The 23,824-nt window shown below is 64.9% G+C and carries 20 protein-coding genes; 3 read left to right on the top strand and 17 right to left on the bottom strand.

The window, feature by feature from the left end; translation table 11 throughout:
* Positions 1-11: 11 nt before the first annotated feature.
* The 4 genes from IAU68_RS07600 to rpsP form a co-directional block, all read right to left on the bottom strand.
* Positions 12-2,300, bottom strand: coding sequence for a Tex family protein (locus tag IAU68_RS07600; RefSeq protein ID WP_171192708.1), 2,289 nt, complete (start codon positions 2,298-2,300; stop codon positions 12-14).
* Positions 2,297-3,385, bottom strand: coding sequence for a tRNA (guanosine(37)-N1)-methyltransferase TrmD (trmD, locus tag IAU68_RS07605; protein ID WP_171192709.1), 1,089 nt, complete (start codon positions 3,383-3,385; stop codon positions 2,297-2,299). Before trmD ends, IAU68_RS07600 begins: the two co-directional genes overlap by 4 nt.
* The gene (rimM, locus tag IAU68_RS07610) at positions 3,378-3,878 is read right to left on the bottom strand and encodes a ribosome maturation factor RimM (protein WP_171192710.1); all 501 of its coding nucleotides are present in this window, start codon (positions 3,876-3,878) and stop codon (positions 3,378-3,380) included. The genes trmD and rimM overlap by 8 nt, the downstream gene beginning before the upstream one ends.
* A gap of 97 nt (positions 3,879-3,975) precedes the next feature.
* Positions 3,976-4,482: a 30S ribosomal protein S16 gene (gene rpsP, locus IAU68_RS07615; protein WP_171192711.1), complete on the bottom strand. Its 507-nt coding sequence runs from the start codon at positions 4,480-4,482 to the stop codon at positions 3,976-3,978.
* Between the two features lie 342 nt (positions 4,483-4,824).
* Here rpsP and IAU68_RS07620 point away from each other — a divergent pair, with 342 nt between their 5' ends.
* A complete protein-coding gene (locus IAU68_RS07620; RefSeq protein ID WP_171192712.1) occupies positions 4,825-7,029 on the top strand; it encodes an acyltransferase family protein in 2,205 nt (734 codons plus the stop codon).
* Here the strand turns inward: IAU68_RS07620 and ffh are convergent.
* From ffh to gdhA, 12 genes are all read right to left on the bottom strand, one after another.
* Positions 7,026-8,642, bottom strand: coding sequence for a signal recognition particle protein (ffh, locus tag IAU68_RS07625; protein WP_171192713.1), 1,617 nt, complete (start codon positions 8,640-8,642; stop codon positions 7,026-7,028). The two genes, IAU68_RS07620 and ffh, sit on opposite strands and share 4 nt — an antisense overlap.
* A 108-nt stretch (positions 8,643-8,750) precedes the next feature.
* The gene (ftsY, locus tag IAU68_RS07630; protein WP_171192714.1) at positions 8,751-10,316 is read right to left on the bottom strand and encodes a signal recognition particle-docking protein FtsY; all 1,566 of its coding nucleotides are present in this window, start codon (positions 10,314-10,316) and stop codon (positions 8,751-8,753) included.
* A gap of 56 nt (positions 10,317-10,372) precedes the next feature.
* Complete coding sequence (locus tag IAU68_RS07635) at positions 10,373-10,720, bottom strand: hypothetical protein (RefSeq protein WP_171192715.1); 348 nt, start codon at positions 10,718-10,720, stop codon at positions 10,373-10,375.
* A gap of 24 nt (positions 10,721-10,744) precedes the next feature.
* A complete protein-coding gene (gene smc / locus IAU68_RS07640; RefSeq protein ID WP_171192716.1) occupies positions 10,745-14,203 on the bottom strand; it encodes a chromosome segregation protein SMC in 3,459 nt (1,152 codons plus the stop codon).
* Between the two features lie 25 nt (positions 14,204-14,228).
* A complete protein-coding gene (locus IAU68_RS07645; RefSeq protein ID WP_171192717.1) occupies positions 14,229-14,513 on the bottom strand; it encodes an acylphosphatase in 285 nt (94 codons plus the stop codon).
* Positions 14,514-14,531: 18 nt separating this feature from the next.
* Positions 14,532-16,013 carry an alanine/glycine:cation symporter family protein gene (locus tag IAU68_RS07650; RefSeq protein ID WP_171192718.1) on the bottom strand — a complete coding sequence of 494 codons (1,482 nt, stop codon included), beginning with the start codon at positions 16,011-16,013 and terminating at the stop codon, positions 14,532-14,534.
* A 53-nt stretch (positions 16,014-16,066) separates the two neighbouring features.
* Positions 16,067-16,573 carry a flavin reductase family protein gene (locus IAU68_RS07655; RefSeq protein ID WP_171192719.1) on the bottom strand — a complete coding sequence of 169 codons (507 nt, stop codon included), beginning with the start codon at positions 16,571-16,573 and terminating at the stop codon, positions 16,067-16,069.
* A gap of 10 nt (positions 16,574-16,583) precedes the next feature.
* A complete protein-coding gene (gene mutM / locus IAU68_RS07660; RefSeq protein ID WP_171192720.1) occupies positions 16,584-17,405 on the bottom strand; it encodes a bifunctional DNA-formamidopyrimidine glycosylase/DNA-(apurinic or apyrimidinic site) lyase in 822 nt (273 codons plus the stop codon).
* On the bottom strand, positions 17,398-18,165 hold the full coding sequence (gene rnc, locus IAU68_RS07665) for a ribonuclease III (RefSeq protein WP_171192721.1): 768 nt from the start codon (positions 18,163-18,165) through the stop codon (positions 17,398-17,400). Before rnc ends, mutM begins: the two co-directional genes overlap by 8 nt.
* Positions 18,162-18,698, bottom strand: coding sequence for a YceD family protein (locus IAU68_RS07670; protein WP_171192722.1), 537 nt, complete (start codon positions 18,696-18,698; stop codon positions 18,162-18,164). The genes rnc and IAU68_RS07670 overlap by 4 nt, the downstream gene beginning before the upstream one ends.
* Before the next feature lie 34 nt (positions 18,699-18,732).
* Complete coding sequence (locus IAU68_RS07675; protein ID WP_171192723.1) at positions 18,733-19,479, bottom strand: DivIVA domain-containing protein; 747 nt, start codon at positions 19,477-19,479, stop codon at positions 18,733-18,735.
* Between the two features lie 25 nt (positions 19,480-19,504).
* Complete coding sequence (gene gdhA / locus IAU68_RS07680; RefSeq protein WP_171192724.1) at positions 19,505-20,851, bottom strand: NADP-specific glutamate dehydrogenase; 1,347 nt, start codon at positions 20,849-20,851, stop codon at positions 19,505-19,507.
* Positions 20,852-20,960: 109 nt separating this feature from the next.
* On the opposite strand from gdhA, the gene IAU68_RS07685 reads away from it, so the two are divergent.
* The gene (locus IAU68_RS07685) at positions 20,961-22,091 is read left to right on the top strand and encodes a glycerate kinase (RefSeq protein WP_171192725.1); all 1,131 of its coding nucleotides are present in this window, start codon (positions 20,961-20,963) and stop codon (positions 22,089-22,091) included.
* Here the strand turns inward: IAU68_RS07685 and IAU68_RS07690 are convergent.
* A complete protein-coding gene (locus IAU68_RS07690) occupies positions 22,061-22,450 on the bottom strand; it encodes a hypothetical protein (RefSeq protein ID WP_171192726.1) in 390 nt (129 codons plus the stop codon). The genes IAU68_RS07685 and IAU68_RS07690 overlap by 31 nt on opposite strands.
* A gap of 31 nt (positions 22,451-22,481) precedes the next feature.
* Between IAU68_RS07690 and IAU68_RS07695 the strand changes: the two genes are divergently transcribed.
* Positions 22,482-23,822 (top strand): DUF4921 family protein, encoded by a 1,341-nt coding sequence (locus IAU68_RS07695; RefSeq protein ID WP_231698994.1) that lies wholly within the window; start codon positions 22,482-22,484, stop codon positions 23,820-23,822.
* Positions 23,823-23,824: the final 2 nt, after the last annotated feature.

A 23,824-nucleotide genomic window follows, 5' to 3' on the forward strand; every position in this document is an offset into this window, starting at 1 on the left:
ATACTGCCCGGTCACTTCCCAAATCCCGCACGCTTCAACGCATCCGCCATCGAGCCTGACGCTTGACGACGATCCCCGCCACGGCCACCACCCCGCTTCTGGTGTTGCTTCCGGTTCTGCCCGCCACGCTGCTTGGGTGAGTTGGGCTGGCCGGGTTCGTCGTCAAGCCTCAAACTCAACCCGATGCGGTTGCGCGCGACATCGACGTCCATCACCTTGACCTTGACCACCTCGCCGGAACGGACCACCTCGTGGGGGTCGGAGACGAACTTGTGGCTCATGGCGGACACGTGCACGAGGCCGTCCTGGTGCACGCCCACGTCCACGAATGCGCCGAAGGCGGCGACGTTGGTCACCGTGCCCTCGAGAATCATGCCGGGTTTGAGGTCCTTGACCTCGTTGACACCTTCTTTGAACTCGGCGGTTTTGAACTCCGGACGCGGGTCGCGGCCCGGCTTGTCCAACTCGGCCAGGATGTCGGTCACCGTGGGCACGCCGAACGTGTCGTCGGCGAAGTCGGCGGGTGTCAGCTTGGTCAGCACCGCCGTGTTGCCGATGAGCTGCTCGGTGCTCAAGCCAGTGGACTGCGCGACGCGTTCGACCACCGGGTACGCCTCTGGGTGCACCGCGGAGCCGTCGAGCGGGTTCTTCCCACCTTGGATGCGCAGGAAGCCCGCGGCCTGCTCGAACGCCTTCGGGCCCAAACGCGGCACCTTGCCCAACTCCTTGCGAGTGGTGAAGCTGCCGTGCTCATCGCGGTAAGCCACGATGTTCTTCGCCACCGTGCCGGAAAGCCCAGCGACTCGCTCCAGCAACGGCGCCGAAGCGGTGTTGACGTCCACACCGACGGAGTTCACCGCATCTTCCACCACAGCATCGAGCGTCTGCGCGAGCGCGGTCTGGTTCACGTCGTGCTGGTACTGGCCGACACCGATGGATTTCGGGTCCACCTTGACCAGCTCCGCAAGCGGGTCCTGGAGGCGGCGCGCAATCGACACCGCAGAGCGCAGCGAGACGTCCATATCCGGAAACTCCTCGGCCGCGATCGGGCTTGCGGAGTACACCGACGCACCGGACTCGGACACCACCACCGGCGTCGGGCGTTTGCCCCCAGCCTGGGCGATGAGGTCCGCGACCTCGCCGGCGAGCTTCTCCGACTCGCGCGACGCCGTGCCGTTGCCCACAGCGATCAATTCCACCCCGTGCTGAGCGGCAAGCGACGCGAGTTCGGCCCGCGAGGCGTCCCACCGGTTTTGCGGCTGGTGCGGGTAGACGATGGTGGTGGCCAGCACCTTGCCGGTGCCATCGACAACCGCGCACTTGACTCCGTTGCGGTAGCCCGGATCGAGCGCGAGCGTGGAGCGCTGGCCTGCGGGGGCTGCGAGCAGCACGTCGCGCAGGTTCGTCTTGAACACCTCGAGCGCGCCGGCCTCCGCCTTCTCCTTCAGACGCATACGTGTATCCAGGTTCGCTGACACCTGCAGCTTCGTGCGCCACCCCCACTGCACCGCCTTGGCCAACCAGGCCGAATCCTTCACGGGTAGATCGAATCGCTCGGCGATCATGCCTTCGTAGACGGCCTCGTCGCCCGCATCGAGGTCGAGCGTGAGCACGCCCTCGTTCTCCCCGCGAAACAGCGCCAGAATACGGTGGCTGGGCAGTTTGTCGAAGGACTCGGCAAACTCGAAGTAGTCGGCGAATTTCGCACCCTCTTGCTCCTTGCCCTCCACAACACCGGCACGCATGGTGCCTTGCTCAAACACCCGGTCGCGCACGGCACCGACCAAGTCGGCGTCGGTGGCGAAGCGGTCCACCAAAATCGCACGCGCCCCGTCGAGCGCCGCCTTCGCGTCCGGGAAGCCCTCAGAGGTGAATCGCTCGGCGAGAGTTTCGGGGGCGGCGGCGGGGTCGTCGATAAGCAGCTGCGTGAGATCTTCCAGCCCAGCCTCGCGCGCGATGTCCGCCTTTGTCTTGCGGCGCTTCTTGTACGGCAGGTAGAGGTCCTCCACGCGCGCCTTGGTGTCGGCGGCGAGGATCTCGCGCTTCAGATCGTCGGTAAGTTTGCCCTGCTCCTCAATGCTTTCCAGCACGGCTTGCTTGCGCTCGGCGAGTTCAACGAGGTAGGTGTTGCGCTCCTCAATGTGGCGCAGCTGCGCGTCGTCGAGGCCGCCCGTCACCTCCTTGCGGTAACGGGCGATGAACGGGACGGTGTTGCCTTCGGCGAGCAGTTTGAGCGCCTGCTCGACCTGGTTGTCCCGGATATTGAGTTCGTTCGCGACGGTGGCTGCGATTGATGTCATTCCGGCGATTCTAGTCGCGCGAAATTCCCTAGGGTGTCGCCGCCTTCATAGGCGCCGACGGCGTTTGCGACAACCCGCGTCGCCTCGTCTAACGCCAGCGCCGTCCTGCCACGAACCGTGAGCGTTGCACCGTCCCGCTCGATACGGTCCGCGCGGTAACCGGCCTTCTTCAACGCGCGCCGCACTTGCTTGGCGACGACACGCTTGTCCCCCACATCCACCCTCGTTTCCACCTCGCGCGCATCGAGCATGAACCGGTCGTCGTCGCTAAGCGCCGCTCGCTCGAGCAGATCCGGTCGGACCGCCCGGGTCCGCTTCAGCGACTGCTCCCGGCGCCATGCCTCGACCTTTTTGTGGTCGCCGGAGGTGAGCACCGCCGGGGCCTCAAGGCCGCGCCACACCCGGGGCTTCGTGTAACTCGGCCCCTCGAGCAGCCCGTCGGAGAAACTGTCCTCCTCGTGGCTTTCGGTGTTGCCCAGCACGCCGGGGATAAGCCGCGTGACCGCCTCGGCGATCACCAGCACCGCGACCTCGCCGCCGATGAGCACGTAGTCGCCGATAGAGACCTCACGCACCCGGTACTTCTTCTCCGCGTCCTCGAACACGCGCTGGTCGATCCCCTCGTAGCGCCCGCAGGCAAACACGATGTGCTCCTCGCGCGACCACGCCTGGGCGTCTCGCTGAGTAAACGGTGTTCCCGCCGGCGTGGGAACCAGCAACAGCGGCTTGTCGCGGTCCTCGTCCTGAGCTTCGTACGGACGTGGTGCGACCTGGGCGACGTCGTCGTGGCGCAATCGGTCGTTGCGGTGCGCCTCCGCGCTGTCGAGCTCCGCGCCTGCGCGCCCCTGGGCGATGTCGTCCAACGCCGGCCCCCACACCTCCGGCTTCATCACCATGCCCGGACCTCCCCCGAGCGGCGGCGCGTCGACCGACTTGTGATTTCCAGCCGCCCAGTCGCGCAAATCGTGCACGCCCACAGCCAGGATGCCCTGCTCGATCGCCTTGCCCAGCAGCGCGTGGCGCAGCGGATCAAGGTACTCCGGGAAAATGGTGACGACGTCTAAGCGCAGCTTCGGGCTAGACATCAAGCAGCCCCTCCGGCGGGGTGATAGTGAGATACCCCTCGTCCAGATCAAGATCCGGGACAAAGTCCATCACGAACGGCACGAGCACTTCCTTGCCCCGGTAGTCGATCTCCAGGATCTTCCGGTTCGGCGCATCCATCACGCCGGTGACCTTGCCGACCTCGGCGCCGTCGTGGCGCACCAGCAAGCCGATGAGTTCGTGGTTGTAGTACTCGTCAGAATCCTCGTCGCGCTCCAGCGGTGCGGTGACAAACTTCATCCCGCGCAAACTGTCCGCGGCAGTGCGGTCTGGGATCTCCTCGAAGCTGACCAGCAGCCGCTTCTGGTGCGGGCGCACCGTCTTCACAGTCAAGTGCTGTTCCTTGCCCGCTTGGCGGCCGGTGAGCACAGCGCCGACAACAATGTGCTCCTCCGATTCGTCCGCCAGCAACTCGACGGCAACTTCACCTTTCACACCGTGGGACTTGACCACGCGGCCGATGTTGAGCTCCATGGGGAGAAACGGTAGCAGGCTGGGGCCTGTCCGCTCACATGACAAAACCCCGCGCCGCGAGATGCGGTGCGGGGTGTCGTCGCTAAGCGAAGGGCGCTTACTCGGCGGAGGTCTCCTCAGACTCAGCCTCAGCGGACTCGCCCTCGGCAGACTCGGCAGCCTCAGCCTCTTCAGCGGCAGCGGCCTCAGCGGCAGCCTTGGCCTCGGCGTCTTCCTTAGCCTTCTTGCGCTTCTCGGTGATGGCCTCGGCGGTCGGACCGTTCTTGGCCTCCTCGAGCGCCTGGTTGAACAGGTCGAGCTTGGACGGCTTCTCCTCAGCGGTCTTGAGGGTACCCTCAGCGCCGTCGAGGCCCTTGTGCTTCTGCCAGTCGCCGGTCACCTTCAGCAGTGCGAGCACCGGCTCGGTCGGCTGCGCACCGACACCCAGCCAGTACTGAGCGCGCTCGGAATCGATGCGGATGAGCGACGGCTCTTCCTTCGGGTGGTAGATGCCGATGTTCTCGATGACGGCACCGTCGCGGCGGGTGCGGGCATCAGCGATGACAACACGGTACTGCGCGTTGCGGATCTTACCGACGCGCTGCAGCTTGATCTTTACAGCCATGGTGTACTTCCTTTTAGGTCACTGGGCAGTGCAGACACTCGTCGCTTATCGACGAGCCGGTTCAACCCTTCTTATTTACCCTGCGCGTGCCTGGCCGGGCGACCTGCCTTGACAGAGCAAGAGCAAGACGGATCCGGCGCGTACGCAGTTATGGACTTGTCGTGCCTGGCAACACAATTGCCGGACAACCTGTGACACTTTACGGGGTACAACCGCGGGAAACCAAACCCGCACCCGCGTTTTGCGTTTCGGCTCAAGCCATTCCAGGCGGTATGGTCTTTACGGTTTTGCGACGCGGGTCGCGGTCAAAAGAAATAGATGTAGTTGGCGAGGTTGGACACGATGTCAGGTCAGGGGGCGCAACAAAAGAAGGGCTCCAGCGCATACCGGGTGGACCTGGACGGGCTCCGCGGATACGCCATCGCACTCGTCGTCCTCTTCCACGTCTTCGTCGGACGCGTCTCCGGCGGCGTGGACGTGTTCCTCCTGCTCTCCGGTTACTTCTTCCTCGGCGGTCAATTGCGCTACGCCCTGCGGCCGAACCCGAACCTGAATCCGTGGTGGCCGCTGTGGCGCACGATGCGCAGGCTCGTGCCGGCGCTCGCGCTCGTCGTCGTCAGCGTGGTGTTGCTGGTCCTCGCGCTGACCCCGGAGCTGATGAGCGACGAGCTCGCCCGCCAAGTGACTGCGTCGATGCTGTACTACCAAAACTGGGAGCTGATCGCGCAGAACGCCGACTACGCGGCAGCTAGCCAGGACACGTCCCCACTGCAGCACCTGTGGTCGATGTCCGTGCAGGGCCAGTTCTACATCTTCGGCATCCTCATGGGCACGCTCATCGCCTTCGTGGTCTCGAAGCTCAAGGCGGACCCGAAGATCACCAGGCGCGTCGCCATCGGGGTGCTCGCCGTGATCACCATCACGTCGTTCGCATGGTCCGCCCGCTTCGGGTTCGTCGGCACGGGCGAGAACTACTACTCCACCTTCTCCCGCGCATGGGAGCTCTCCCTCGGTGCCCTGCTCGCGTTCGTCCCTGCCGAACGCTTCCTGCCGCAGGCCACCGCCTGGTTCACCGCACTGCTCGGCGTGGCAATGATCACCATCACCGGCATCGTCATCCCCACTTCGCTGGCATTCCCTGGCCCGCTGACGCTGCTGCCGCTGACCGGTGCTGCCCTTGTGGTGCTCTCCGGCAACAACAACGCGGTCTCTACCGTGCTCTCGTCTGCACCGATGACGTGGCTGGGCAAGATCGCCTACTCGCTGTACCTGTGGCACTGGCCGCTACTGATCATCGTCACCTCGCTGGGCGGCTACGACACCCCGCCGGCCTGGCTCGGCGCGCTGGTCATCCTCGTCTCGCTCGCGCTCGCGCACATCACCCACATGCTCGTTGAAGACCCGCTTCGCCAGCACCGCCGCCGCCCGCTTGCGACGGATACGCCGGTGGCGGACGCGCGGTCGTCGCTACGCACCTGGCCCGGCATGTTCCGCGCAATCGGCGGTATGGTCACCGTGGCGTTGTTTGGCGTGTCGCTGGCGGTCCAGCCGTTCTGGAACAACCGTGTCGATTCCGCCGACAAACCGCTCGACCCGACAACCTACCCGGGCGCGATGGCACTGGCGGGCGCCGACGTCCCGCAGGTCGAGCCCAAGCCGGATCCGAACCTGATCGCCGGCATGTTCCCCGTCATCGGTGAAACCGGCTGCATGGTGTTCAAACCGCACGAGGCCGACTACATGCCGCCGGAAGACTGCGTCTACGGCGACCTCGAGGCGGAGACCACCATCGTCATGGTCGGCGGATCCCACATCGAACCGTTTGTCATCCCACTCGAAATCCTGGGGCGCGAGCACCACTTCAAGGTCGTCTCCTTCGTGCGCCAGGAGTGCCCACTCGTCGTCGGCGGCCCAGAAAACCCGTCGAACCAGGACATTGTCTCCGACACGTGCGCCGAGTGGGGCGAGCACGCCCTGGCCAGGATTGTGGACCTGGATCCCGACATGATCGTGTCCACCTCCACTAGACCCGCGGGCCGCGCCGGCGACGGCGTCGCCTCGGCCGACTACGTGCCCGCCGCCTACACCGACTTGTGGAACCACCTCGCGGAGCTCGACATCCCGTTCGTCGGCTTGCGTGACAACCCGTGGATGTTCACCATCGACGGCAACCCGATGGACCCGAACCTGTGCATCGTCGCCGGCTACTCCGAGGCGGAATGCTCCATGGACGCGTCCATGGCCTACGCGCCGGAGGATCCCGCATCCTTCTTCCTCGACGGAACAAACCGCCAATGGGAAATCGACACCGCCGACTGGTACTGCATCGACGGTACGTGCCCGCCACAGATCGGAAACGTCTACATCTACCGCGACCAGAACCACATCTCGAACGCGTACGCCGCGACGCTCACCCCCCTACTGTGGGAGCACCTCGAGCCCATCTTCACCGAGCTCGGGCTTATCGACGACACCCCCGCCGCCGAGTCGCCCGAAGCCCCCGGTGAAGCCCCCGCTATCGAGGACTCCGCCCCCGCGGACGCTTAGAAGAACTTCCCCTTCTGCATCCTCTTCATCGCCTCGTTGAAGTCGAGGTTGTTCAAATCCATTCCCTGCATGCCGGCCGGCAGCTGCTCCTGAAGCTTCTGCAGCTCCTTCGGGTCCGGCATGCCGCCGCCCATGCCCGGCATACCCGGCATCTTCGGCATGCCCGGCATACCGCCGCCACCGCGCTTGGCTGGCTTGCGCTTGCCGTTCTTGCCCTTGCGGCCTTTCGGCTTTTTCTTCGTGGCGCTGCGGCCCATGCCCGGCATCCCCGGCATACCGAACTGGCTGGCCATCTGGCCCATCATCTTCTTCGCCTCGAAGAAGCGTTCCACCAGCTGGTTGACATCGGAAACCTTCACACCCGAACCGTTGGCAATGCGCTTGCGGCGTGACGCATTCAGGATCTTCGGATCCTGGCGCTCCGCCGGCGTCATACCGCGAATGATGGCCTGGATGCGGTCGAGCTGCTTCTCGTCGACCATGTCCGCCATCTGGTTCATCTGCTTGCCGCCCGGCATCATCTTGAGCAGATTGCCAATCGGACCCATGCGACGGATCATGAGCAACTGGTCGAGGAAGTCCTCCAGCGTCAGCTCACCGGAAGCGAGCTTGTTCGCGGCCGCCTCGGCGTCCTGCTCGTTGTAGGTCTGCTCGGCCTGCTCGATAAGCGAGAGCAGATCGCCCATGCCGAGGATGCGGCTGGCCATGCGGTCCGGGTGGAAGACATCAAAATCGTCGAGCTTCTCGCCGGTGGAGGCAAACAGGATCGGCTTGCCGGTAACCTCACGAATCGACAGCGCGGCGCCGCCACGGGCGTCGCCGTCGAGCTTGGTCAGGGCGACGCCGGTGAAGTCGACGCCCTCGGCGAAGGCCTCCGCGGTCTTCACCGCGTCCTGGCCGATCATTGCATCGATAACGAAGAGGACCTCGTCCGGGTTAACCGCGTCGCGGATGTTGCGCGCCTGGGTCATCAGCGTCTCGTCGATACCGAGGCGGCCCGCCGTATCGATGATGACCACGTCGTTCTTATTCTGCTTGGCGTAGTCGATGCCCTGCTGCGCCACGGCGACCGGGTCACCGTGCGAGCTGCCCATCTCGTGCTCGTAGGAGTCGATGGACGTGCCCGGATCCGGCGCGAAAGTGGGCACGCCTGCGCGCTCGCCGACAATCTGGAGCTGCTGCACCGCGCCCGGGCGCTGCAAGTCACATGCGACCAGCATCGGGGTGTGCCCCTGCTTCGCCAAGTGGTTCGCCAACTTGCCGGCCAGGGTCGTCTTACCCGCACCCTGGAGACCGGCGAGCATGATCACGGTCGGCGGGTTCTTCGCCAGGTTCAGCCGGCGGGTCTCGCCACCGAGGATGCCGGTGAGTTCCTCGTCGACAATCTTGATCACCTGCTGCGCCGGATTCAGCGCCGCGGAGACATCGGCGCCGAGCGCGCGCTCCTTCACTCGCTTGATAAACGCACGCACAACCGGCAGCGACACGTCCGCCTCAAGCAACGCGATACGGATCTCGCGCGCGGTGGCGTTGATGTCCTCCTCGGTGAGCTTGCCCTTGCCCCGCAGTCCACCCAGGGCTGATTGGAGGCGATCGGACAGTGACTCGAACACGGTGTGCACGCTCCCTTTGCTGCTAGCGGAAAATAATCCCCACAAGACTAGCGCGCGCCCCGGGCGATGGGCACATCACCGGGGCGCGGAGTCGTCGTCAAGCAACCGCTAACCGAGCAGTGCGTCGACGAAACTCTCCACTTCGAACGGCGCGAGATCATCCGCGCCCTCGCCGAGGCCGACTAGCTTAACCGGCACGCCGAGCTCCTCCTGGACCTGGAAGACAATGCCGCCCTTCGCGGTGCCGTCCAGTTTGGTCAGCACGACGCCGGTGATGTCGACGACCTCGCGGAACACACGTGCCTGGGCGATACCGTTCTGGCCGACGGTGGCGTCGAGGACGAGCAGCACCTCGTCAACATTGCTCTTCTTCTCCACCACACGCTTGACCTTGCCCAACTGGTCCATCAGCCCGGTGGACGTGTGCAGGCGGCCCGCCGTATCGACGAGCACCACATCCGCCCCCTCATCCACACCGGTCGCGACCGCGTCGAACGCAACGGATGCAGGGTCCGCCCCCTCTTTACCGCGCACGGTGGAGGCGCCAACGCGGCGACCCCAGGTCTCCAACTGGTCCGCAGCCGCGGCACGGAACGTATCAGCAGCGCCAAGCACCACCGAGTGGCCCATGGACACCAGCACGCGGGCGAGCTTGCCGGTAGTGGTCGTCTTACCGGTGCCGTTGACACCGACGACCAGAATCACGGCCGGCTTACCGTCGTTCGGCATCGCCTTGATCGAGCGATCCAGTTCAGGGCGGGCTGCCTCAATCAGCGTCTCACGCAGCATCGCGCGAGCCTGATCCTCGGTTTCCACACCACGCTCGGCGATTTTCTCGCGGAGGTTGTCGGTGACCTTCATCGTCAGCTCGGCGCCGAGGTCCGCCATGATCAGCGTGTCCTCGATCTCCTCCCAGGCGTCCTCATCCAGGTCACCGGCGGTCAGGATGCCGAGCAGGCCCTGCCCGATCGCGTTCTGGGAGCGGGACAGACGGCCACGCAGCTTGCCCATGCGGCCGGCAGCTGGGGCGATGTCGTCCAGCGGCTCGTCAGCGGGCGCCTCCACGACAACCGCGTCGTCGGACACCTCAGCACCGTCCTGCAGTGCCTCATCTGCGCGCTCCTGCGCGGCGGCAGCTGCTGCGGCGGCTTCCTCCGTCTCAGCCTTGTCGGCCGCATCAGGCTTTTCGACGACTGGCTCTACCGGTTCGCTCTCCACAGGCTTGGGCTCGGCTGCGGGCTCGGGCTCGACCGGCTCTGCCTTGGGCTCGACCGTGGGCTCCGGGGTCGGTTCCGGAGTCGGCGACGTGGTGCCGTCGTCAAGCACGGGCTCGTCGTCACGCGCAATGGCCCGCTCAACGACCGTCTCCGGCTGCTCATCCTCAGCCGGCGGGATGGGCGCTGCGGCCGCCTTCGGTTCGGCTTTCGGTTTAGGCTGCTCGCGACGGATCGGTTCCGGCTGCTTCTCCTGCGCATCCGCCGGAGCGAAGTTGAAGCCACCTTTGGCCTGGTAATTGCCGGATTTCTCCTGCTGCGTGAGCTCCTTGGGCTCCTCCGGCTTTTCAAACGAGATGGTCTTCGCGTCTTTGCGCTTCTTACCGGCGACGATGATGCCGGCGATGATCAGCGCGATGACGATGACCGCAATGACAATCCATAGGACAGTGGTGTTCATGCGTTCCAGTGTGCCAGCACTACCGACATCACGCGGGGACGGGCTCCAGGAAGCCCTTAGTGGCTCTTTTGGTAAAGCTCCCCATCCCCGAGTCCGATCTGCAAATCTCCCCCGTCAGTTTCAATGACCGGCAGTCTTGTTTCTGCGCCATCCTTAGTGAAAACGAGGTTATCGCCGTCGACGGTGCACACCTCGTTGTCTTCAACATCCCCGGGCTCGGCAACGTGGTGGAACGTGCAGTCGCTACCGTCGATGGTTAGTGTGCTGGTCAATTTCTCCTCACCAGCTGATTCAACCTTGGTGTAGGTGCCGCTCAAATCCGCCGAGGTGGAGCATCCGCCAGTGAAGAGAGCCAGCGCAAGAACACTCGCAGCAGCGAAGCCACGCGATATAGACATATCCATCCTTTCTCCTACTTTCGAATGATGTTACACCGCGGGTGCCACACCAGCAGGCTGCATGCGCTGCGACAGCACCCGAGTCACACCGTCACCGCGCATAGTCACGCCATAAAGCACATTCGCCACGTCCATCGTCGGCTTCTGGTGCGTGATCACGATCAGCTGCGAATCTTGACGCAGCTCCTCGAGTAGCGCGATCAGCCTGCGCAGGTTGACGTCGTCAAGCGCCGCTTCGACCTCGTCGAGCACGTAGAACGGACTCGGCCGTGCGCGGAAAATCGCGACGAGGAACGCCAGCGCAGTCAGCGACTTCTCACCGCCCGACAGAAGCGACAACCGCTTCACCCGCTTCCCCGGCGGACGCGCCTCGATCTCAATGCCAGTGGCCAACATGTCGTCGGGCTCCGTGAGCACCAGCCGCGCCTCGCCGCCCGGGAACAACGTGTGGAACACCCGCGGAAACTCTGCTTCCACGTCCGCCCATGCGTCGGTGAACAGTTGCAGGATCTGCGCGTCGACGTCCTCGATCACGCCTGTGAGGTCTTTGCGCGCCTGGATCACGTCGTCGAGCTGCGTGGACAAGAACGAGTACCGCTCCTCCAGCGCCTTAAATTCCTCAAGCGCCAACGGGTTGACCTTGCCCAGAGCGCGCAGATCCTTCTCCGCCCGCTTGAGTCGCTTCTCCTCCGCCTCACGGTCGAAGTCGTCGCCCGGGGTGTAGCCCTCAAGCAAGTCCGCTACGGCGATGCCGAGTGAAGCCGTGATGTTGGCCTCGGCTTCGTCGATACGCACCTGCGCCTGCGAACGCGCAATGTCAGAAGCATGTGCGTTGTCCGTCAGGCGGGACAACCGCTGGCGCGTGGCGTTGACCTGCTGACGCGCCTGCTGCAGCTGGGATTGCAGGCTTGCCGACTGCGCATTCAATTCGTCGCGCTCCGCTGTCGCCCGCACCAACGCGTCCTCGATCCGGGCCGACAGGTCGCGCGCATGCTTCTCGACGACCCCAGCCAGCTCCGCCTCCGCCCTACGCCGCGCCATTGCGGCGTCATGCCGCGCCTTCGCCTGCCGCTCCTGCTCAGCCTGGCGACGGAGCGCATCCCCCTTGCCCGATTCCGCTTCGGCCTTCTGCTGTGCTGTACGGGCGGCGAGCACTGCCTCCATTTCCATGGATTTCACCTGGTTCAACGCATTTCTCGCGGCGTCGCGCTCTGCCGAGGATGGTTCCTCCGGCGATGCCGAAACATCTGTGTCCACGCGGGTGAGACGGTCGCGGGTTTCCTCTAAATCAGCACGACGTTGGGCGAGGCGCGCATCCGCCTCGTTCGCCCGCTGTGCGGCGCGTTCGTGTTCTGACTTGTTCGCCTCCGCCTGCTTCACCAGCCGCGCGCGATCGCGGCGCCACGACTCGAGTTCGGTGTCGTGCTCACGCAGGGACGCGCGTGCTGACGCCGCGTTCACCCGTGCCTCCTCCGCTGCCACCTTCGCGCCTTCGAACGTGCCGGCTAACTCGCTGAGGTGATGTTTCGCGATTTCCAGCTCCGCGCGGGCCGCCTCGATGCGGGCGGTGACCTCAACTGTGCTCGCCTGCCCTGATCCGGCGGCCACCCAGCCTTCGCCGACGAGCACCCCATCCCGGGTCACCGCACGCAGCCGCGGATCCTGCTCAACCAGCGAACGTGCGCTAGCGACGTCGGGTGCCACAACCGTATCCGCCAGCAGACGCGTCACCGGCCCGACCACCGCATCGCTTAGCGTCACATGATCGAGCAGCCAATCCACCTCAACGTCAGTGTCCAGCCGCCACGCGGAGCCGCCTCGCGTATCGACGACCACCGTCCGGCTCGCCTCCCCCAACTTCGCCACTGTCTCCAATGACACAGCGCCGGCCAGCGCCTCCGCATAGTCGCCTAGTGCCGCCGCCAGCGCGGTTTCAAGCCCAGCCTCCGCGGTGACCAGCCCTGCCAGCGGCGCAAATCCGTCAAGCACGTCGGCCGCGTCCGCCTTAGGGGCTTGCTCGGACAACGTAGTAATCCGCGACTCCAACGTCGCAACTTTGCGTTCGTGCTCGCGCTGCTCCGCGCGCAGCTGCTCGAGGCGCTTCTCCGCTGCATCGGATTCGGTGTGCGCGCGGGCGAACGCGGCGTCGAGAGGTGCCCGCTCCGCCTCGAAGCCTGCGATGCGCTCCTCCACCACGGCCACCTCGGCGTCAGCTTGGCGCGAGCGTTCACGGGTTTCCTGCAGCGTTTCGTCGAAGCGGCGAATTTCTTCCTCGGCGGCCTCGACAGCCTGCGCATGGGACTCCTCCTGCGCGAGCAAGCGCACAACCCCCTCGCGACGGTCGGCGATGGCACGCAGCTGCGCCATGTGCTCGCGCTCCGCTTCGTCGAAGGCGGCCTGACGTTCCGCGACCTCTTCACGCACAGTTTCCAGTTGCTCCGCGGCTTCTTCGGCTGCTTCGACTGCTTCGGCGTAGCGCTCGTCGGCAAGCCGCGCACGCGCCTCGAGGTCCTCCGGGTCCTGGCCCGCGTAGGCAACGTCGGTGTTCTGGCTGCGTGACCGCTCCGACGCGATTCGCTCAGTTGCGCTTGCACGCTCCGCCAGGGTGGACAGCGCGAACCACACTTGCTGCGCCTCCGCTGCCTTCGGCTGCACCTCCTGCTGGCGAGCCTCAATCGCTTCCTGCGCCTCGGTGTATTCCTCGAGTTGGGCGGTGACGGTCTCCACCTGCTCTTCGAGTAGCTCGGCGGCGCGGGCGGCGTCGGAAAGCTTGGCGCGCAGCCGGACCACCTGGTCGCCGGCGAGTTTGAGCTTCGCGTCGCGCAAATCGGCCTGGACCGCAGCGCCGCGCTTCGCCGCCTCAGCCTGGCGCGCCAGGGGCTTAAGTTGCTTACCCAGTTCGTCCGTCAGGTCAGTGAGGCGATCCAGGTTCGCCTGCATGCTCGTGAGTTTGCGCTGCGCCTTTTCTTTACGGCGGCGGTGCTTGAGCACGCCAGCCGCTTCCTCGATGAACGCACGACGTTCTTCTGGCCGCGAGTCCAGGATCTCGGAGAGTTTCCCCTGCCCGACGATGATGTGCATTTCGCGGCCGATGCCGGAATCCGACAGCAGCTCTTGGATGTCCATCAGGCGCGCCTTCGAGCCGTTGATCTCGTACTCGCTGGCACCGTCGCGGAACATCCGGCGTGTGATCGCCACCTCGGTGTAGTCGATCGGTAGACGCTTGTCGGTGTTGTCAAACGTGAGCGTCACCTCGGCGCGCCCCAGCGGCTTGCGGCCACCCGCACCGGCGAAGATGACGTCCTCCATCTTCCCACCACGCAGGTTCTTCGCGCCCTGCTCGCCCATCACCCAGGCCAGCGCGTCGACAACGTTTGACTTTCCGGAGCCGTTCGGCCCGACGACGGCACAGATGCCGGGCTCGAATTTCATCGTCGTCGCCGACGCGAAGGACTTGAATCCCTTGAGCGTCAGCGATTTGAGGTGCATTGACGCAATGTTACCCGGCGGTGATTTACCGCTCTTCGAAACCTTGGGTCCCCTTTGCCGGGCCGTATTGTGCCTGCACGTGGTCGACGCTTCCCGGCCGCCTCTCAGAAGACGGACTTTCCCGCAAAAGCGTCTCTAGCTTCTCGACGACCCCTCGCTCCCCCTCTGCGACAACCTCGACCCGGCCGTCCGCAAGGTTTTTCGCGTATCCAGCAAGGCCCAACTCGAGGGCGCGGGAGCGGGTCCACCACCGGAACCCGACTCCCTGAACGTTGCCGTGGACGTGTGCAGTCATGCGTGCATCAGCCATGCTGCCCAATCGTAGTGGCTAGATGCGGTCTTCGATGCTGCGTCGCGTGACCGGGTCGGAGCCGTCCCAGTACTCAACGTTCTGAATCTCCGGCAGCATGTCGCGGTGGAATACGGGGTCTTGGCCGCGGCGACGCTGCTGGTTGTAGTTTTTCAGCAGTTTTAGCGCCACGCCGCAGAGCGGGACGATAGCGATGATGTTGAAGATGGCGAGGAGGCCGGCCATGGTGTCGCCGAGCGCCCACACGAGCGGTACGGAGCCGAACGCACCGAATATGACGAAGCCGATGACCACGATGCGGAAAACGGTCAGGGCGGTCTTGGAGTCGGTGAGGTACTCCAGATTCGCCTGCGCGAGGTAGTAGTTGCCAATCACGGAGGAAAACGCCAGGAAGAACAGGATGAAGGTGATGGCGTGCGCACCCCACGCGCCGATGGAATCAGCCAGCGCGGACTGCGTCAGGGAGGCGCCCTGGATATCGTCGCGGCCGTAGGTTACAGCCGGGCCGAGCAGCACCACGAACGCGGTGATGGAACAAACGAGCAAGGTGTCGAAGTACACGCCGAGGGTCTGCACGAGGCCTTGCTTGACCGGGTGGGAAACGGTCGCGGTGGCCGCCGCGTTCGGGGCCGAGCCCATTCCGGCCTCGTTAGAGAACAGACCGCGGCGCATGCCCTGGGTGAACGCCACCCACACGCCAGCGCCAGCCACCTGCTTCACGCCGAGAGCGTGGCCGACGATGACTTCAACCATGCCGGGGATTTCGCGCCAGTTGATCACAAGCACCGCAACGCCCATCAGAATGTATGCGCCCGCCATAAACGGCACGATGATCTGTGTCCAGGAGGCGATGCGGGTCACGCCACCAAAGATCACCAGCGCGGTCAGGATGGCGATCGCCCCAGCCACTGCGGCCTTCACCGCAAACGAGTCCGTGCCGAGGGACCCACCGACAGACTCGGCGATGGAGTTGGTCTGGATAGCGTTGTAGACAAAGCCGTAAGTGATGGCGAGGAACGCGGAGAACAGCACGGCAAGCGGCTTCCAGCCGAGGCCGCGGGTCATGTAGTACGCCGGCCCGCCGTGGTAGTTGCCGTCCGAGTCCTTGGTCTTCCACAGCTGCGCCAGCGTCGATTCCACGAACGCGGTAGCGCCGCCGAGTAAGGCAAGCATCCACATCCAGAACACCGCTCCCGGCCCGCCGATGGAGATAGCAAGTGCGACACCGGCGATGTTGCCGGTGCCCACTCGCGACGCCGCGGAAATGGTGAAGGCCTTGAAGGCGGAGAGCCCGCCGTATTCTTCGTCCAAGTCGCGCCCGTCCCTGTCTTTGCCCTTCGGGGTCTCTGTGACCGCTTTGAGCATGTCCGGGAACATGCGGATTTGAACGAACAGAGTGCGCAGGCCGAAGTACACGCCTGCGCCGATGAGGAACACGGGGACAATGTTCCAGATCAGGCCGTTGAGCGAGTCTTCAACGAATGTGGTGGCGGTTTCCATGGCGGGGAGCTTATCCCTAGGTTGCCCAAATCACACAACGACGGAACGTAGCTCTACCCCTCAATTGTTTCGGTGCACACGTTGCCGGGTTGGATCATGCCGTGGGTGCCGAATTCTCGTTGCCAGTACAGCAGCGGGCAATTGGTGTTGACGTCGGCTGAGTGCACATCAACCAGGACGAGAAAATGATCCCCCGCCTCAATTATGCGCCCGACCGTGCCTGCCACCCAGGTGTGGTCGCCGTCGAGTTGTGGCGCGTCGTCGACAATCGCCCATTCCACCCCTGCAAACCGGTCGATGCCTTTGCTGGCAAAGCGGCGCGCGAGTGTGTCTTGCTCGGTGGAAAGCACGTTAATGCCTATCGGCGCACCAACCCCCAGTTGCGCCAGTAACGACGATCTCTTATCCAACGACACGAGCACCATCGGCGGATCGAGGGACAACGACATGAACGCGCTCACTGTCGTGCCGTGCGGGGCTTCGGCGGTTCCTGTTGTCACAATCGCGACTGCGGCAGCGAGCTGCGACATCGCATCTTTGAACGCCTGCTGATCAACCATGGTTTCCAACCTAGAGCACTTGGCAAACCGGGCAGTAGTAGCTCGAGCGGCCATTGACCACGGTGCGAGCGATAAGCGTCCCGCAGCGCGAGCACGGTTCGCCAGCCTGTCCGTAGGCGTTGAGCGAGCGAGAAAAGTACCCGGACGCACCGTTGACGTTGACATACAGCGCATCGAAGCTGGTGCCGCCCTGTTCCAGCGAGCGGGCCATCACGTCACGGGAGGCGTCGAGTACCGCTTCCGCGTCGCGCTGCCTCATCGTTCGGGCCGTGCGCCAAGGTTTGAGCCGGGCCGCCCACATCGCTTCGTCGGCGTAAATGGAGCCAATGCCGCTGACCACTTCCTGGTTGAGCAACACCGTTTTCAGCGCGGAGTTCTTCCGCCGTATCAACCGCGCGGTCTCACGCAGATCGAAGTCTGGCTCGAACGGGTCGGGCGCGATGTGCCCCGCCGGCGCCGGCACACCGCCAACCACTTGCGTATACTGCCAGAACCCGAAGGTGCGCTGGTCGACGAAGCACTGTTCCACCTCCCCCAGGTCCGCCCGAATCCGCACGTGCGGCGACTGCACGGAGCCGTGCTTGCCGACGAGCATCTGGCCGCTCATCCGCAAGTGAACGAGCAACGCGGCGTCGTCGTCAAGTAAAAGCCAGAGATACTTGCCTCTGCGGCCGGTCCCCACAATGGTGCGGCCGGGCAGGACCTGCTCGAGGTCGACATCATTACCGCGGGCGGCGCGGGGGTGCAACACTTCGACGCCCCGAAACGTGCGCCCGACGACGTGGCGGTCAAGGCCGCGACGAACCACCTCAACTTCAGGAAGTTCAGGCATGGCCCAGCGTGGCCTCCGCGGCGTGGTCGCGCAGGTACGCCAAAGCCTTTTGCGCAGCCTCCTGTTCGGCGAGCTTCTTGTTCGGCCCGATGCCGGTGCCACGCGGAACGCCGTCGACCAGCGCTTCGGAGTGGAACGTCTGGTCGTGGTCCGGGCCGGTCGCCTCGGAGCGGTACTCCGCCACAGGAAGCTTCAGCTCCGCCAGTCGCACCTGCAAGGCGGTCTTCCAATCCTTGTTCTTCGCGCTCACGGTGGCGTGGCGCATCTTCTCGTCGAACAGCCGCAGGATCACGCCACGTGCGGTTTCGAAGCCGTGCTCGAGGTAGATCGCACCAAGGACCGCCTCGGTGGTGTCCGCCAGGATGGACTCCTTTTCGCGGCCGCCGGTGTGTTCCTCGCCCTTTCCGATGAGCACGTGTTCGCCCAGTCCGATCTCACGGGCGATGTCAGCCAGCCCGTAGCGCGACACGATGGAGGCGCGCATCGGCGACAGGTCGGACTCAGGCCGCGACGGGTAGAGCTCGAAAAGCTTCGCAGCGACAATGAGCCCCAGGATGGCGTCGCCGACGAACTCGAGACGCTCGTTGTTCGGCAGGTGGTTGTGCTCGTTAGCAAAGGACCGGTGTGTCAACGCCAGCTTCAAATTGTCGCGGGAGACCTCAACGCCCAGCTTTGACAGCAGCGGCGTGTGGTCGACCGCCGAGAACGCTTCCTCCCACGCCTTGTCCGCGTCCTCCGGCTTTCGTCGCGACCGGCTCACAGAAACTTCTCCAGATCCGCCCACCGCGGGTCGACGAGGTTGTTTTCTTCGCCGGAAATGCCGTCAGGTGTGGGTACGTCGGTGTCGCCTTCACACTCGGGTTGGCAGGTCGGGTTGAACGGGAGAGTCAGCCCGGCCTCGTTGACAAAAGCCTGCTCGAGATTGACAGTGTCGCCCTCGACGCAGCCGATCTCGTCACCAGAGCCCTGGTCCTCTTCCTCCTCGGCATCGCCGGTGATGAAGTCGTCGTCGGCGGCGTAGACCTCGGAGATTCGCAGCGTCTCAGTTGGGGTGAGTTCTTTCAGGCAGCGCACGCACTGGCCTTCGAGCTGGGCGGTGAGGGTCGCATCGACCATCACACCCGAGCCGAGCGGGGTCAGCGTGGCTTCCACCTCGACCTCCCGGCCGGCCGGGATAGCGATCATTTCCGGGCCTATCCGCGACGGGGACGGCCCCGTGTGCGTGACAGTCTCCGGCAGGCCATCGCCGTTTAAAACACCGGAGACATCGAATTCGAAGGGATTGTTAGCCATAGCCCCCACAGACTACAACGAAACGGCTCCCCCGCTAGTACTCGTCGCTTTCACTACGGCGGCTGCGACCGTAGTAGTCTCCGCGTCCGCCGCCGGACACGCCGGCGCCTCGACGAAGTGCGGAGCGGTCGGAGGAGACGGTGCGCAAAACGCCTGTGAGCGTCTCTTCAAACTCGGCGAGCTTCGAGTCGACGTAGTCGTCGCACTCGGTGCGCAGGCGGGAGGATTCCCCGTGTGCTTCCTCGACCAAGCGGTGGGCTTCCTCGTCAGCGCGGCGCATGACCTCGGATTCGGAAATGAGGCGCTTCTGCTCGGCCAGGCCCTGGTCCACAGAGCGCTGGTATTCCTGATTGCCCGAATCCACGAGGTGGTCCGCCTCACGCTGGGCGTTGTTCACGGTGGTCTCGGCCACGTCGCGGGCGCGGGTGACCATCAGTCGCGACTCCTCTTCGGCGTCGGAGACCAGCTGGGTGGCGTGCGCCTGCGCGTCGTTGAGCATGGTCTCGGACTCGGAGTGCGCATCGGAGACGATGCGGCGGGCATCCTCCTCCGCATCGCCGACGAGCACGTCGGCGCGGTCTTGAGCGCCGCGCAGGATCTCGTCTTGCTTGTCCAGCACGTCCTGCGCGTCGTCGAGGTCGACGGGCAGGGCGTTGCGCAGGTCGTCGAGAAGCGCGAGCATCTCGTTGCGGGGCACCATGCAGTTGGAGGTCATCGGCACGCCGTATGCCTGCTCCAGCGTCTGCACTAATTCATCCAGGGCTTCGAAAACGCGGTACATGGTTGCACAGCGTACTGGAAAAAACCTAGATCACGCCCTGCGCGAGCATCGCGTCGGCAACCTTTTTAAATCCGGCGATGTTGGCGCCGATTATGTAGTCGCCCGCACGGTCGTATTCCTCGGCGGTGTTAGCGGCTATGTTGAAGATGTTGGACATGATGCCGCGCAGTCGGTTGTCGGTGTAGTCGAACGACCACGAGTCTCGCGAAGCGTTCTGCTGCATCTCCAGCGCGGAGGTGGCCACGCCGCCAGCGTTCGCCGCCTTGCCGGGGCCGAAGCAGATCTTCTTCGCGCGGAAGAGCTCGATCGCCTCGTGGGTGGACGGCATGTTCGCGCCTTCCGCGACGTACTTCACGCCATTGTCGACGAGCGCCTTCGCGTGGTCACCGTTCAGTTCGTTCTGGGTTGCGCACGGCAGGGCGACATCCGCCGAAAGGTCCCAGATGGAGCCGTCCTTGTGGAATGTCGCACCGGTGGTCTCCTCCACGTACTCGGACACGCGGCCGCGGCGGTTTTCCTTGACGTCACGCAGCAGCTCAATGTCCACCCCGTTCGGGGTTTCCACCCACCCGGAGGAGTCGGAGAAGCCCACCACGGTCGCACCGAGTTCCTGGGCCTTCTGCATGGCGTAGGTGGCCACGTTGCCGGATCCCGAGACGATCACCTTGGCGCCGTCGAGGGAGTCGCCGTTGGCGCGCATCATCTCGTCGGTGAAGTACACCGTGCCGTAGCCGGTGGCTTCCTTGCGCACGAGCGAGCCGCCCCAGGTCAAGCCCTTGCCGGTGAGGACGCCGGATTCGTGCTGGTTCACCAGGCGGCGGTACTGGCCGAACATGTAGCCCACCTCGCGGCCGCCGACGCCGATGTCGCCGGCGGGCACGTCGCGGTATTCGCCGATGTAGCGCCACAGTTCCGTCATGAAGGACTGACAGAAGCGCATGATTTCGGCTTCGGAGCGGCCCTTGGGGTCGAAGTCGGAGCCGCCCTTGCCGCCGCCGATGGGTAGGCCGGTCAGCGAGTTCTTAAAGATCTGCTCGAAGCCCAGGAACTTGATGATGCCCAGGTTCACGCTCGGGTGGAAGCGCAGGCCGCCTTTGTAGGGACCAAGTGCAGAGTTGAACTGCACGCGGAAGCCACGGTTGACGCGCACGTTGTTGTCGTCATCGATCCAGGGCACGCGGAAAATGATCTGGCGTTCGGGTTCGCACAGCCGCTCGATGAGCCCGTAGTCGGCGTAGTGCGGGTCCTTTTGCAGCACGATCTTGAGCGACTCGAGCACCTCGGCGACAGCCTGGTGGAACTCCGGTTCGCCTGCGTTGCGCTTCAGGACCTTGTCGTAGTAGCCAGCAACTTCCTGGTCGATCGTGCTCATGCGCCCATCCTCCGATATCTATAGGTGTGCAGTTTTACTAACAAAAAGATGTTACATCACGCACCGGCCACCCGCGGAACATTGGCCCTGCGCCGTTAGACTTGCCCGCATGTCTTCCTCGTTTGACCCGGCACCGTCGCCGAAGATCGTCATCGCCCCGGATTCATTCAAGTCCACCGCGTCTGCCGACGAGGCAGCCGAGTGGCTCGCCGAGGGCGTGAGCAGCGTCATCCGCGACGCCCAGATCATTCTGGCCCCCATGGCCGACGGCGGCGAAGGCACTTCAGCTCTCTTCGAGGGCGAGCGCGTTTGCTTGCCGACGACCACCGCCGACGGCCGCCTCACCGAAGCCGAATACACCTTCCACGCCGCGACCGAAACCGCCTACATCGACGTCGCAGCAGCCTCGGGCCTGCCCGCAGTGGAGGACAACCCGGCGCCGCTGACCGGCGACACCTATGGCACCGGCGTGCTGATCGCCGACGCGGAGACCCGCGGCGCGAAGCGCATCGTGCTGGGTCTTGGCGGCACCGCAACGGTCGACGGCGGTACCGGCATCTTGGTGGCGCTCGGCGTCAATCCGTTGGACGAGGCCGGCTACCAGTTGAAGCCAGGCGGCGGCTCGCTCGAGCGCCTCGCGGGTTTCGATACAGCAAAGGTCAACGTGCCCGCCGGCGCCCTCGAGTGGGTGCTGCTCACCGACACCACCGCCCCGGCGACCGGCCACGATGGCGCGGCGCATGTGTTCGGCCCGCAGAAGGGCGCGACCCGCGAGGACATCGAGCTCCTCGACCGCGGCCTGGCCCGCCTGTGCGAGGTCGCCGAAATCGACCCGCAAACGCCCGGCCTCGGCGCCGCTGGCGGGGTGGGCATCGGCCTAATGTGGCTGTCCACCATGCTCCACGGCAATGACGAACACGTGCACATCGTGCCCGGCGCGCGCGTGGTGGCGGACTCGAACGGGCTGACTGAACAGGTCGACGGTGCCGCGCTCGTGATTACCGGCGAGGGGCGCTTCGACGGTCAGACCGGCACCGGCAAGGTCGCCTCGGTCGTCGGCGAGCTAGCCAGCGACGCCGGCGCGGTGTTTGCAGTTGCCGCCGGGCGTTTCGACGAACAACCGGCCGAGGGCACCATCGCCGTCACCCTGCCCGAAGTCGACGACGTGCGCGAGCAGTTAGTCCAGGCCGGCGCGGAGATCGCCGTGGCCTATCTCAACACCTCGACCGTCCAGGGGTAGATCGACGGCGTTTCAAACCGGTCTTGGTCTTCGAGTGCCACCGGGTCGCGCGGCAAATCCGCCTTTGGCGTGAGGATGCGCGACAGCCCCATCGCGAGGCGGTTAACGCTGTCCGCTCCTTCGGCTTCCACGCGTAAGCGGTGTACTTCGGCGTCGTCGGCAGGCTCGCCGCGGTCGCGCTCGTAAGTTTCGGCGAGCTGGGCGTGGGTGGTGTCGTCGATACGCACCTGCTCCATCGCCACCGCGCCGGACGTGAGCATCTCGCGACGCACGAGGATGTCGAGGGCGCGCTGGAATGCGTCGCGTACTTCGGGTGCTTGGGCGGGCGGGACGAGAACGTCGAACTGAATCACAGACATGGCCACCAGGCTAGACGGTAGGGTGACGGGCATGTTTAACGCTGCAGTCAACCCGGTGCACTCGTACCACGTTGCGCTGCGCACCATGGCCGACGGGACGCTCAAGCAGATCAACCCTTTCTCCGGGACCGAGGTGTGGACCGTTCCGGGCCGCGGCAACCGGCCGTTGAGCCATCGCGCGGACACCCCCGCCCCGCTCGCGCCCGGCGCGCGCACCGACACCTGCAACTTCTGCGAGGCGCGCAAACTGCGCACGCCACCGGAGAAGTCGAGGCTCGTGGCCACCGGCACCGGCTTCGAGATCCTGCGCGACGTGATGCCGGAAGACCTGGACACCACTCAGGCGGAGTTTCGGCGCGTGCCCAACCTGTTCGAGATCGTCTCCTACGACTACTGGCGCGAAAACTACGGCTACACCATGCCGACCGCGCGCCGCGAACACATGGAGCGCTATCTTGCCGACGACGCCGGCCGCGCCCACGTCCTCGACATCGTGCGCACCCGCCTCGCCGCCTCCGGGCAGGACCCTGACATCAGCGAGGATGGCCTGCTGCAACTCGCCCCGTCGTACTTCGGCGGCGGCCACGACGTGATCATCGCGCGGCGCCACTACGCGGATGGCGCGGAAACCACAGACCAGCTAGCGGGCTCGGGATCGCTCACGCCGGAGGAGCACTACCGTTTTATCGCGTTCACGGTCGATTCCTTGCGCGACCTGGTGGAGCAGAACTCCTACGCCCGCTACGTGGTGGTGTTCCAAAACTGGCTGGCCCCCGCAGGCGCGTCGTTCGAGCACCTGCACAAGCAGTTGGTTGCTATCGACGAGCGCGGCGTCAACGCCGAGACCGAGACCGCGAAACTGCGCCAGAACTTGAACTTGTACAACGACTGGGGTGTCAACCATGCCATCTACCGCAACTTGGTCATCGCGGAAACCGACCACGCGATCCTCGTCGCCGGTGTGGGTCACCGCTACCCCACGATGACGGTGTACTCGAAGTCCGCTGCCTGTGAGCCGTGGCTGCACTCGGCGGCGGAAACCCGCGGGGTGTCCGACCTGTTGCACGCCGCCCACGCCGCCACCGGCACCCAGGTGGCCAGCAACGAAGAGTGGCACTACAAGCCTGTGGACTTGGATGTGCCCATGCCGTGGCGCATCAACGTCAAGTGGCGCATCTCCACCGTCGCCGGTTTCGAGGGCGGCACGCAGATTTACGTCAACACGCTATCCCCGTTCGACGTGCGCGACCGCGTCACGGCCACGCTGCGCGATCTGCGTGACCAGGGCGCAATTGCGCCCCATATCCGTATCGCGGAGGAGTGCGTCCCCGCGCCGAACCTGCTGCGCTACAACCCGAACTTGGAGAGGTAGAA

Source organism: Corynebacterium lujinxingii (assembly GCF_014490555.1).
GTDB lineage: Bacteria > Actinomycetota > Actinomycetes > Mycobacteriales > Mycobacteriaceae > Corynebacterium > Corynebacterium lujinxingii.